This window comes from Aequorivita soesokkakensis, from assembly GCF_001641085.1.
Lineage (GTDB): Bacteria > Bacteroidota > Bacteroidia > Flavobacteriales > Flavobacteriaceae > Aequorivita > Aequorivita soesokkakensis.
Map to the genome: position 1 here is coordinate 70,204 of NZ_LXIE01000005.1, position 11,645 is coordinate 81,848.

Genomic DNA, 11,645 nt, shown 5'->3' on the forward strand with positions numbered 1-11,645 from the left:
CGTTTTCTCTTTGCTTATGTTACAAATTTACTATGCAATTATGTACTTTTGCACCTTAATTTTCGATAATGAACAATTCCAAAAAAATTACATCTGCTTTAATTTCCGTTTTTAGCAAAGATGGGCTTGCCCCGATTGTTAAAAAACTACACGAACAAAACGTAAAAATCTACTCTACCGGAGGCACCGAAAAATTCATTAACGATCTTGGAATCGAGGTAATTGCAGTGGAAGACATAACAGACTACCCTTCTATTTTGGGCGGTCGAGTAAAGACTCTTCACCCAAAAGTTTTTGGCGGAATTTTGAATAGACAAGACCACGAAGGCGATGTTGCCGAAATGGAACAATATAACATTCCACAGATTGATGCCGTGATTGTGGATTTGTATCCTTTTGAAAAAACCGTTGCTTCGGGCGCTTCGGAAGCAGATATTATTGAAAAAATAGACATTGGAGGAATTTCATTGATTCGCGCTGCTGCAAAGAATTTTAAGGATACCATTTGCGTTTCCTCTGTTGAAGATTACCCTGAATTTTTGGAATTGATTTCAGAAAAAAATGGCGAAATTTCATTGAAAGACCGCAAGCGTTTTGCCGCAAAATCCTTCAACATTTCTTCAAACTACGATACTGCAATTTTTAATTATTTCAACAATGAAGAAAAATTGCCAGCTTTCAAAATAAGCGAAACTAACGGACAGGAACTTCGCTACGGCGAAAATCCGCACCAAAAAGGATATTTCTTTGGAAATTTTGATGAAATGTTCACCAAACTTCACGGAAAGGAATTGAGTTACAACAACCTTTTGGACGTTGATGCAGCAATAAATTTGATGAACGAATTTAAGGGCGAAGCGCCTACTTTTGCAATTTTAAAACACAACAACGCCTGCGGAATTGCACAACGCGAGACCGTGCAGCAAGCATATATGGCTGCATTGGCCGGCGATCCCGTTTCGGCTTTTGGTGGAATTTTAATAAGCAATGTTGAAATTGACGAAGCAACTGCTAACGAAATCCACGACCTTTTTTGCGAAGTGGTAATTGCGCCATCCTTTTCAGCAAAAGCACAGGAAATTTTAGAAGGAAAAAAGAACCGAATTCTATTAATTCAAAAAGAAACTGAATTACCTTCAACAACAGTGCGCACTTGTTTGAACGGCGTTTTGGTACAGGATAAAGACAATATTACCGACAGTGCTGAAATTTTAACGCACGCAACAAACAATAAACCCAATTCCGAAGAGTTAGAAGACTTGTTGTTCGCTTCAAAAATTTGCAAGCACACAAAATCGAACACAATTGTTTTGGCAAAGGGCAAACAACTTTGCGCCAGCGGAACCGGCCAAACCAGTCGCGTTGATGCGTTACGGCAAGCAATTGAAAAAGCAAAAGCCTTTAATTTTAACCTTGAAGGTGCCGTGATGGCGAGTGATGCTTTTTTCCCGTTTCCCGATTGTGTGGAAATTGCGGACAACGCAGGAGTAACTGCTGTAATCCAGCCCGGAGGCTCTATAAAAGACCAATTGAGCATCGATTATTGCAACAAACATAAAATGGCGATGGTATTTACCGGAACGCGTCATTTTAAGCATTAAATTTTATTACATTTGTTTAAAACCAAACTTAACACGTTAACTTTCAATACCACCAACTTAAACTATGGGATTTTTTGACTTCCTAACTGAAGAAATAGCAATTGACCTTGGTACCGCAAATACCCTAATTATCCACAACGATAAAGTTGTTGTGGACGCCCCGTCAATTGTAGCGCGCGACCGAACTACCGGCAAAATAATCGCCGTAGGCCGCGAAGCTGCGATGATGCAAGGGAAAACCCACGAAAACATTAAAACAATCCGTCCATTGAAAGATGGTGTAATCGCAGATTTTGATGCCAGCGAAAAGATGATAAACATGTTTATCAGCGATATTCCAGCGTTGAAAAAGAAATGGCTGAAACCATCATTGCGTATGGTTGTCTGCATCCCAAGTGGAATTACCGAGGTGGAAATGCGCGCCGTAAAAGAAAGTGCCGAACGCGTTAACGGAAAAGAAGTTTATTTGATCCACGAGCCAATGGCAGCTGCAATTGGTATTGGCGTTGACATTATGCAGCCAAAAGGAAATATGGTTGTTGACATAGGAGGTGGAACTACTGAAATTGCCGTAATAGCACTTGGCGGAATTGTTTGCGACAAATCCATAAAAATTGCAGGTGACGTTTTCACAAATGATATTGTTTATTATATGCGCACTCAACACAACTTGTACGTTGGTGAGCGCACTGCTGAAAAAATAAAAATCCAAATAGGTGCTGCAACAGAAGATCTTGAACTTCCGCCGGACGAAATGGACGTGCAGGGTAGGGATTTGCTTACTGGAAAGCCTAAACAGGTACAAACTTCCTACAGAGAAATTGCAAAGGCGTTGGATAAATCCATCCTTCGAATTGAGGATGCGGTTATGGAAACACTTTCACAAACCCCTCCCGAGCTTGCCGCCGATATTTACAACACCGGAATTTATCTTGCAGGTGGTGGCTCTATGCTTCGCGGATTGGACAAAAGACTTTCGCAAAAAACCGATCTTCCGGTTTATATTGCTGAAGACCCTTTACGTGCAGTAGTTCGTGGAACAGGAATTTGTTTGAAAAATCTCGCGAAATACAAAAGCGTGTTGATTAAATAATTTTTCAGAAATAAATTTTACTGAAAATCTTAAAGAGAATAGTTGCCCATTTATGGCGTTGCTCCATTAGAAAGCAGAATATTTTAACCCCACAAAGCAATGCAGCAGATTATATTTTTTTTCATTCGGAATAAAAATTTCCTGTTGTTTGCCGTGCTTTTTACAATTTCTGTAGCGCTTACCGTCCAAACCCACAATTACCACAACGATAAATTTATCAGTTCGGCCAATTTCGTTACTGGTGGCGTTTATACTTTCAGAAATAATATTACCGATTATTTTAATCTTGGGAAGGAAAACCAACAATTGCTCGAAGAAAATTTATTACTTCGAAAAAAACTGGATCAGTTTAAAGAAGCGGTTGTTTTTGAAAAATTGGACAGCACTTTTCTTCCGAATAAATACAAATATTTCACTGCGCGGGTAATCAATAATAATTACTCAAAAACAAAAAACCAACTAACGCTGGACAAAGGCGAAAAAGACAGTATAAAAATTGACTTAGGCGTAATTTCTTCCAAAGGAATTGTTGGGATTGTGAGCGATGTTTCTGAAAACTACTCCACGGTTCAATCTATTTTAAACACAAAGAGCAGAATTAACGCAAAGCATAAAAATTCTGGACATTTTGGTTCGCTGAAATGGGACACGAAAGATCCAAACGTGGCGCAATTGGTTGATATTCCCCGACTGGCCGAGCTGGAAAAAGGCGACACCATTGTAACTGGAGGTAGATCAACTATTTTCCCCGAAGGACTTTTGATTGGTACCGTGAACGATTTTCACTTGGATAAGGATGACAATTATTATTACGTGAACGTGCAACTTTTCAATGATATGACAGCTTTGGAAAACGTTTATTTGATTGAGAACAAGGAAGCTACTGAAATTTTAGAGCTTGAGAAAAGAGTGGATGATGAAGAACAGTGATATCATTATAAATATAGTCCGGTTTATAGTGCTTGTTTTTCTTCAAGTACTGATGCTCAACAATATTAACCTTTTGGGTTACATAAATCCTTATTTGTATATCTTTTTCATTTTGATGTATCCGTTGGACGGAAACAAAGGTCTTTTGATTTTTCTTAGTTTTCTTTTGGGCCTTTCCATAGATATTTTTGAGGATTCGGGCGGAGTACACGCCGCGGCTTGTGCGTTTATCGCATACATTCGGCCTGTGGTTTTAAAATATTCCTTTGGGGTGAGTTACGAATACAATAGTGTGAAAATAAAAAAAGCCGATCCAATGGAAAGGCTTACTTATATAGCTTCATTGGTTTTTATGCATCATTTTGTGATGTTCGCCTTGGAAATTTTCAGCTTTAAACATATATTCTTATTGTTGAAATCTACGTTGTTTTCAGGAGTGTTTACCATAATTGTCATTGTGTGCACAATGATTCTTTTCAACAGAAAATCTACATGAGAAAGATTGTACTTATAGCATTGGTTTTGTTCACGGGCTTGCTTTTTACGGCCCGGCTCTTCTACTTGCAGGTTTATGATGCATCTCCAGACTCGCTTTCGCAAAACAGCGCAATAAAGGTAATGTATGATTATCCGCAAAGAGGTTATATGTTTGACCGGAATATGAAACTTTTGGTTTCAAATCAGCCTTCGTATGATGTAATGGTGGTTCCCCGCGATGTAAAACCGCTTGACACTTTGGAATTTTGTAGTTTGCTGAAAATAACAAAAGAAGAGTTTATAGAAATTCTTGAAAAGGCAAAAACCTATTCTCCCAGATTACCTTCAGTAGTAATTCCGCAGCTTAATAAAGCCGACTACGCTTCCCTTTCGGAGAAAATGTATAAATATGAAGGGTTTTATATTCAGCGTCGCTCCCTTCGCGAATATCAAGTAGATCATTCAGCAAACGTAATGGGCTACATTGCAGAAGTGAACAACGCCATTATTGAAAAAAATCCGTATTATCAAATGGGGGAACTCATTGGTACCGCTGGTGTTGAGAAGGAATATGAAGATGTTTTACGCGGTGTGAAAGGTGTGAAATATATTCAGAAAGACCGCTTTAACCGAGACATTGGGCCATATAAAGAAGGTATTTTTGATACACTTCCAGAACGCGGAAATGATGTTCAGTTAACCATTGATGCCGTACTTCAAAAGTATGGTGAGGAATTGATGATCCACAAAAGAGGAGGTATTGTAGCAATAGAGCCTTCAACTGGCGAAATATTGGCACTTATTACTGCACCAAGTTATGACCCTTCGCTTTTGGTGGGTCGTGACCGCTCTAAAAATTTCACAAAATTGTGGTATGACACTATTGGGAAACCACTTTATGATAGGGTATTAATGGGGGAATATCCTCCCGGCTCACCATTTAAAACATTAACTGCTTTAATTGGGCTTCACGAAAAAGCAGTAGATACGCTCGATAAATTTTATTGTTATCACGGTTTTCGCTACGGAAATAGAACGTTAGGCTGCCATAATCATCCATCGCCGCTGGCAATGGTGGGCGGAATTGCAAATAGCTGTAATGCCTATTTTTGTAACGTATATAAAAGAATCATTGATAAATATCCAACCCCACAGGAAGGCATCGATGCTTGGAGAAATGACTTAATGAGTTTTGGTTTGGGAGATTTTTTGGGTTACGATTTACCTAGTGGGAAAAGAGGCAATATTCCTACTTCAAAATATTATAACAAAATACACGATTTTCCTGCACATAATTGGTCTTCTTTGGCAACCATTTCAAACGCTATTGGTCAGGGAGAAGTATTACTTACGCCCATGCAAATGGCCAATTTTACTGCAGCTATTGCAAACCGGGGGTATTATTATACGCCTCACATCATTAAAAACATAGTTGGGCCTGATACCATTCCCCAGAAATTTAAAGAAAAGCATTACACTACCGTTGAACCTGAAAATTTCAAACCAGTTGTGGAAGGTATGTATCAAGTTTATCAACGCGGAACGGCTTCATCCATCCAAATTCCAGGGATAGAGATTTGTGGAAAAACCGGTACGGCAGAAAATTTTACCAAAATTGACGGCAAGCGTGTTCAACTTACAGACCACTCCATTTTTGTGGCATTTGCACCAAAGGACAACCCTAAAATAGCCATTGCCGTATTTGTTGAAAACGGCTATTGGGGTTCGCGTTGGGCGGGACGAATTGCGGGGCTTATGATTGAAAAATACCTAAAAGGCGAAATAACCCGTACAGACATGGAAAAATATGTGCTGGAGGGAAGTTTGGAAGCAGAATACGCCAAACCATACAGTGGTCAACCTTTTTCAATAAATCACTAATGGCAACAGGGAAAAGTTACGTACGTTTTGATTGGTTGATTATTTTTATATACATCGCCTTGGTTGCGATGGGTTGGATAAATATTTATTCAGCATCACTGAATGATGCCGCAAAAGGCTTTTGGGATTTTGATCAAATTTATGCAAGGCAGTTTATGTTTATCTGTTTTAGTGTAATCCTAATTATTTTTTTACTTGCCATTGAGTCAAAATTTTACGAGAAATTTGCAAGTGTATTTTATATAATCTCGCTTCTATCCCTTTTAGGCCTTTTTGTATTCGGAAAGAATATTTCTGGAGCAACTTCTTGGTATGCATTTGGAAGCTTTAGTCTTCAGCCCAGTGAATTTGCCAAAGCTGCTACCGCTTTGGCACTTGCAAAATATGTAAGCGATATTCAAACGGATATGAAGGATTTAAAAAACCAAATTGGTGCTTTTATAATTCTTGCATTGCCAGCACTTTTTATTATTCCGCAACCTGATCCCGGGAGTGCCCTAATTTATGCCGCCTTCGTTTTTCCTCTTTATCGCGAAGGGCTTCACGGAGTTTATTTGTTATTTGGCCTTTTTGCAACAATCCTTTTTGTTTCCACACTTGCATTTGGTGCGCTTTGGGTAGCGATTGGGGTCTTGATTATTGGCGGAATTATTTTTTACCGAAATAGAAAAAAACGTCCAAATATTATAAAATATATTCTTATTGCCGCCACGAGCATTGTTTTTGCGCTCTCGGTAAGTTATATTTTCAATAACGTTTTTGAACAGCGCCATCGCGACCGTTTCAATATTGTTTTGGGAAAGGAAGTTGATGCCAGAGGCATTGGCTACAACACCCACCAAAGCGAAATTGCAATAGCTAACGGTGGATGGTTGGGAAAGGGCTGGACACAGGGAACCCAAACCAAAGGTAATTTTGTACCCGAGCAACATACAGATTATATTTTCAGTACCGTGGGCGAAGAATGGGGTTTCTTGGGAAGTATGCTTGTTGTGCTTCTTTTCGTTGGACTTATATTACGAATCATTTTTAAAGCCGAAAAGCAAAAAAACCAATTCGGAAGAGTATATGGCTATAGCGTCGCGGCAATATTATTTCTCCACTTTTTTGTGAATATTGGCATGGTTACGGGTATTTTCCCAACTGTGGGAATACCGCTTCCTTTCTTTAGTTATGGAGGTTCCGCGCTTTGGGGCTTTACTATTTTGCTATTTATTTTCGTGAAATTGGACGGGGCGAATTATCACTACTCTTAAATCCAAATCGAAATCGAAAGTAGAAATCGAATCTATATCACTACTGCAAACTGCTACTGAGACTGCGACTGCGACTAAAAAACTATCTCCTCCCCCAAGCTTGCAAGTCTATCATCGACTCCAAATTATTCTCTATGGAATCTGGCAACTTCGGAAAAAAATCAATTCCTGTTGCAGCTTCAATTTCATCTATTGAAACAGCGTATTCATAAAAAGAGTCACTCGAAGCCTTATTCGGAATTAAAAACGCAATGGCTTTATAATTTCCACCGGAAACATCCACGACTATTTTGTAAAACTCGTTCGGAACAGAAACATTTTCATCGCCAATGGTTCTCATATTTCCTTTCAAAACACCGCCTGTAATAATGTAAACCCCATCATATTTTTCAGCCCAATACCGAGCTTTTTGCTCCAATCGGTTCCATATTCCGGCGTTAAAATCGTGATTCTGCGGACTGATGTTACTCGTTAAAAAAGTTTCGTTATACGCTTCAAAAGAAATCCTCCTATCGCCCGCTGGGCAGAGATGACCGCGGTCATAGCCAGAGTTTTTATAATTCCGCCAATCAGCCGATTTGGTTTTCACTTTTTTATCCTCAATAAAATAGGGCCGTTCAAATTCATTTTTTAAAAGATCGCTTTTAGCCAGTTCATAAGCCACCCATTCTGCCTGTTCATTTTCTTCGGAATAGGAAAGTGTAAAAAAATTGTGTTTTACAATTTCTCCCGTGGTGGAAGCGGGAAGGTAAGAATCGTCAAATTCTTTTGAATTTCCTTGCTTTACAATTGAAGTTTCAGCGACAGAATCATTGTCTTTTTCGAATAAATTGTCAGCATAATAAAGTACAACTGTTACAATTATGATTACTAAAGGGTAAATGTATTTTCGGTTCATTCAATTTAAATTAAGCATTCCGCACGTCCATGGCGTCGCGCAGGGCATTGCCTATTAACATAAAAGCTGTAACCAAACTCATAATTGCAAGTCCGGGAATGAGGGCAAGATAAGGTTTTCCTAAAATGATATAAGCATAATGATCTTTAATAATCCCGCCCCAACTTGGCATTGGTGGCTGTGCGCCAATTCCTAAAAAAGAGAGCCCACTTTCAATAAGTATCGCGCCCGCAAAATTTGCCGCGGAAATTATGATAACAGGCGCCATGCTATTTGGCAAAATATGTTTTACTATTATTCTGAAATCATTAAAGCCCAAAGCTTGCGCCGCGGTTACGTATTGCATCTGTTTTACGCCCATAACCTGCCCGCGCACCACACGGGCAACTTCAACCCACATTGTTAAACCAACAGCGATAAAAACTTGCCAGAAACCTTTTCCCAAGGCTAATGTAATTGCTATCACCAAAAGCAAAGTTGGAATAGACCAAGTAACATTTATGAGCCACATAATTGCAGCATCCACTTTTCCACCAAAATATCCTGCAATGGCTCCCATTGTAACTCCAATTACCAAAGAAATAAAAACTGCGACGAACCCAATTGCTAGTGAAATACGAATACCGATCAACATTCGGCTCAACAGATCACGACCGTATTTATCTGTCCCGAGCAGGAATTTTTTTTCTGAAATGTATTTTTCTGGAATTTCTTTTACGGAAGTAGCTTTTGGAAAAAGCGAAAGCGCGTATTCTTTTTGCAATCCGTCCGTTCCATCAGCTGTGTATTCCGTGATTTCGATAGCGTTTTCATTAAATGAAAATTTCGAAACAGGAATTTCAGTATCTGCATTCTTTTTTCCAAAGAAGAAAACCGACAAAGGATTTTGCGTTTCAACAACTGCAGGGATCGTAAGCATTTTTACAGAAAACCCTGGGTTTTTGGAATGTATTGAAATATGCATTTGGTTTGCGTTCTGCGAATTGTCTGGAGCTAAAGCATAAGCAAAAACAGCAACCAAAACACAAAGCGCTAAAAAACCCAAACTAAAAAAGCCCCAAAAGTTTTTTTTGAACTTTTGGAGCGCAATTCTAGTTAATGAAGTGGAATTTTTCACACTTCAAATTTAGTAAAAATTAACTTGCTTCCTTTAGAAACGAGCATTGGGTTTACCTAAAATTAGTTTTTAATATCCGCTACTTTTCCAGCTTTGATATTGTTAAGCTTTAAATCTTCCAGCACGTGAACTGCTTCTTCCACATACATATCCTTGCTTAAATTTTTGTGCCATCTTTTACGTTTTTCAGACAAGGTAGTATCTTGCTTCATTAAAGCGGTTTCATAAGGTAATGACTCAAAAGTTAGATGGTTGTCATATTCGTCAATTGCATCAAAACGCTTTGTTTCTTGTTTGCGCTGCTCGATTTCTGCACTGTAGGCGTCAAAATTAAGGTTGACCTCTTTTTCATCTCTTCTTGCTTTTATCCACTTGGCATCTTCATCAATCAATTTCAATTGCTCATTTTGCGCCATACGCGCTTTGCTTTTTTGAATTGTTTCGTCATAATCAATATATCCGTCCCAAACATCATATTTAGCAGCGTCAATTTTATCATACGGCAATGGATTGTCGTAATCCCTTTCACCAATTTCAATATAGCTGTAGCGGTCCGGCATCACAACATCGCTCTTCACGCCTTCAAGTTGTGTTGAGCCACCGTTTACACGATAAAACTTTTGGGAAGTCATCTTCAATGCACCCATATCGCCAAGATCGTTTTTACGAAGCCATTGGTTAAGGTCAATCACATTTTGAACGGTTCCTTTTCCATAGGTTTGTTTACTACCAATAATAATGGCACGTTTATAATCCTGCATTGCTGCTGCCAAAATCTCAGATGCCGAAGCGGAAAGCTCATTCACTAAAATAACCAATGGGCCATCCCAAACTACTTCGCTGTCTTTATCCTCAAGTACTTCTGTATTACCATTTGAAGCCACTTGCACAACTGGTCCCTTTTTAATAAAAAGTCCGGCAATATCTACAGCGGTGCGCAAAGACCCTCCTCCATTGTCGCGAAGATCCAAAACAAGACCTTCCATTCCCTGTTCTTTTAAACGGAGAATTTCTTTTTTAACATCGGTTGCCGCATTTCTTTCCTTGTAGTTTTCCATATCAAAATAAAACTGCGGTAGATTTATCAATCCGAATTTGCGGTCGTCTTTTTCAATAAAGGATGATTTGGCATAAGTTTCTTCTAATTCCACCACATCGCGGGTAATCACTTTATCGGAAATGGTTCCGTCAACATTTTTAATTGTCAATGTAACTTTGGTTCCTTTTGGTCCTTTTATCAATTTCACCGCATCGTCAATACGCATACCCACAATACTTACGGCATCTTTTTCGTCTTCCTGTTTCACTTTCATAATAACATCGCCCACTTCCACTTTTTCACTTCGCCATGCTGGCCCGCCGCTTATTATTTCAATTATAGTGATGTAATCATTTTTCTTTTGAAGCCTTGCACCAATTCCTTCCAATTTTCCAGACATGCGAAGATCGAATCTTTCTTTGTCCGGTGGAGCGAAATAGTTTGTGTGCGGATCAAATTCTTCAACTATGGTATTTAAATAGATTGCGAAATAATCTTTTCGCTGTAAATCCTTGGTGAAATCGAAATATTCGTCAAGAGAGCTTTTGGCAGTTTCGCGAGCTTTCTTTTCAAGTTCGGCTAAAGATTTTGGCTCAAAAGGTTCGTCATTGGAAGATGTTGTAGGTTTTTCAGCTTCGGAAAAATCTGTACTATCCTCATCATCATTTTTAGCAGAAGAAGTAATTCCTTTTTCCCTATTTTTTTGATCTTCCACCAAATCATAATAACCTGAAAGCGTAGTGAATTTTAATTGCTGTTTCCAGCGCGCCTTCAATTCTTTTTGGGAAGTTGCGTAAGTAAGATTGTCGTAATCTACGTTAATGGTTTCCTGTTTTGTAAAATCGAACGGTTCACTTAAGACTTCGGGGTATATTTTTTTCACATCCTCCATGCGTTCGTTGAAACGATCGTAAACCAAATCGAAAAAGGAAAGATCCTTGTTCTTTATTTGGTCGTCAATTTCTGTTTTGTATTTGCTGAACTCAGCAATATCTGAAGCCAAGAAATATCTTTTTAAAGGGTCTAAGCCTTTAATGAAATCTTCATAAACTTCAGCAGAAAATTCATCGTTAATATCCTTCGGGTCGTAATGTCCTTTTTGGAGAACATAGGAAATAAGGTCTAAAAGTAACTTGTCTTTATCTGGGTCGTTAAATTCCTTGGTAGTAAAACTGCAAGAAGCTACAGCTACAAAAACTGCAAGGAACAAAACTTTAAAATTCTTCTTCATTATCCGCATAATTGATATTTTATTATATGAGTGCTCTAAATTATATAAAAAACTGTGCCATGAAAGCAAAGCGGTACTAATTTTTTGTTAAACAGTTTTCTTTTAATTCAGAATTCTGAATT

At 38.6% G+C, this 11,645-nt stretch carries 9 protein-coding genes; 6 read left to right on the top strand and 3 right to left on the bottom strand.

The annotated features are described in order from the left end of the window. Positions 1 to 68: 68 nt before the first annotated feature. From purH to rodA, 6 genes are all read left to right on the top strand, one after another. On the top strand, positions 69 to 1,601 hold the full coding sequence (gene purH / locus A7A78_RS04280) for a bifunctional phosphoribosylaminoimidazolecarboxamide formyltransferase/IMP cyclohydrolase (RefSeq protein ID WP_068761217.1): 1,533 nt from the start codon (positions 69 to 71) through the stop codon (positions 1,599 to 1,601). 64 nt (positions 1,602 to 1,665) lie between these two features. Next, positions 1,666 to 2,694, top strand: coding sequence for a rod shape-determining protein (locus A7A78_RS04285; RefSeq protein ID WP_068761218.1), 1,029 nt, complete (start codon positions 1,666 to 1,668; stop codon positions 2,692 to 2,694). A gap of 99 nt (positions 2,695 to 2,793) precedes the next feature. Further along, the gene (gene mreC / locus A7A78_RS04290; RefSeq protein WP_068761219.1) at positions 2,794 to 3,624 is read left to right on the top strand and encodes a rod shape-determining protein MreC; all 831 of its coding nucleotides are present in this window, start codon (positions 2,794 to 2,796) and stop codon (positions 3,622 to 3,624) included. Continuing rightward, on the top strand, positions 3,608 to 4,120 hold the full coding sequence (locus A7A78_RS04295) for a rod shape-determining protein MreD (RefSeq protein ID WP_341271714.1): 513 nt from the start codon (positions 3,608 to 3,610) through the stop codon (positions 4,118 to 4,120). Before mreC ends, A7A78_RS04295 begins: the two co-directional genes overlap by 17 nt. Next, entirely contained in the window at positions 4,117 to 5,982 is a 1,866-nt protein-coding gene (locus A7A78_RS04300; protein ID WP_068761220.1) for a peptidoglycan D,D-transpeptidase FtsI family protein, read from the top strand. The genes A7A78_RS04295 and A7A78_RS04300 overlap by 4 nt, the downstream gene beginning before the upstream one ends. After that, positions 5,982 to 7,238, top strand: a complete 1,257-nt coding sequence (rodA, locus tag A7A78_RS04305) for a rod shape-determining protein RodA (RefSeq protein ID WP_068761221.1) — start codon at positions 5,982 to 5,984, stop codon at positions 7,236 to 7,238. Before A7A78_RS04300 ends, rodA begins: the two co-directional genes overlap by 1 nt. Before the next feature lie 82 nt (positions 7,239 to 7,320). On the opposite strand, the gene A7A78_RS04310 is transcribed toward rodA, so the two are convergent. From A7A78_RS04310 to A7A78_RS04320, 3 genes are all read right to left on the bottom strand, one after another. Beyond that, complete coding sequence (locus tag A7A78_RS04310) at positions 7,321 to 8,136, bottom strand: DNA/RNA non-specific endonuclease (RefSeq protein WP_068761222.1); 816 nt, start codon at positions 8,134 to 8,136, stop codon at positions 7,321 to 7,323. Positions 8,137 to 8,146: 10 nt separating this feature from the next. Then, positions 8,147 to 9,253, bottom strand: coding sequence for an ABC transporter permease (locus A7A78_RS04315; protein ID WP_068761223.1), 1,107 nt, complete (start codon positions 9,251 to 9,253; stop codon positions 8,147 to 8,149). Positions 9,254 to 9,315: 62 nt separating this feature from the next. Beyond that, a complete protein-coding gene (locus tag A7A78_RS04320; protein ID WP_068761224.1) occupies positions 9,316 to 11,523 on the bottom strand; it encodes a carboxy terminal-processing peptidase in 2,208 nt (735 codons plus the stop codon). Positions 11,524 to 11,645 lie beyond the last annotated feature (122 nt).

Excerpts from the sequence above, each read along its gene's own strand:
- purH (WP_068761217.1), top strand. The coding sequence starts at position 69 with ATGAACAATTCCAAAAAAATTACATCTGCTTTAATTTCCGTTTTTAGC.
- A7A78_RS04285 (WP_068761218.1), top strand. The coding sequence starts at position 1,666 with ATGGGATTTTTTGACTTCCTAACTGAAGAAATAGCAATTGACCTTGGT.
- mreC (WP_068761219.1), top strand. The coding sequence starts at position 2,794 with ATGCAGCAGATTATATTTTTTTTCATTCGGAATAAAAATTTCCTGTTG.
- A7A78_RS04295 (WP_341271714.1), top strand. The coding sequence starts at position 3,608 with ATGATGAAGAACAGTGATATCATTATAAATATAGTCCGGTTTATAGTG.
- A7A78_RS04300 (WP_068761220.1), top strand. The coding sequence starts at position 4,117 with ATGAGAAAGATTGTACTTATAGCATTGGTTTTGTTCACGGGCTTGCTT.
- rodA (WP_068761221.1), top strand. The coding sequence starts at position 5,982 with ATGGCAACAGGGAAAAGTTACGTACGTTTTGATTGGTTGATTATTTTT.
- A7A78_RS04310 (WP_068761222.1), bottom strand. The coding sequence starts at position 8,136 with ATGAACCGAAAATACATTTACCCTTTAGTAATCATAATTGTAACAGTT.
- A7A78_RS04320 (WP_068761224.1), bottom strand. The coding sequence starts at position 11,523 with ATGAAGAAGAATTTTAAAGTTTTGTTCCTTGCAGTTTTTGTAGCTGTA.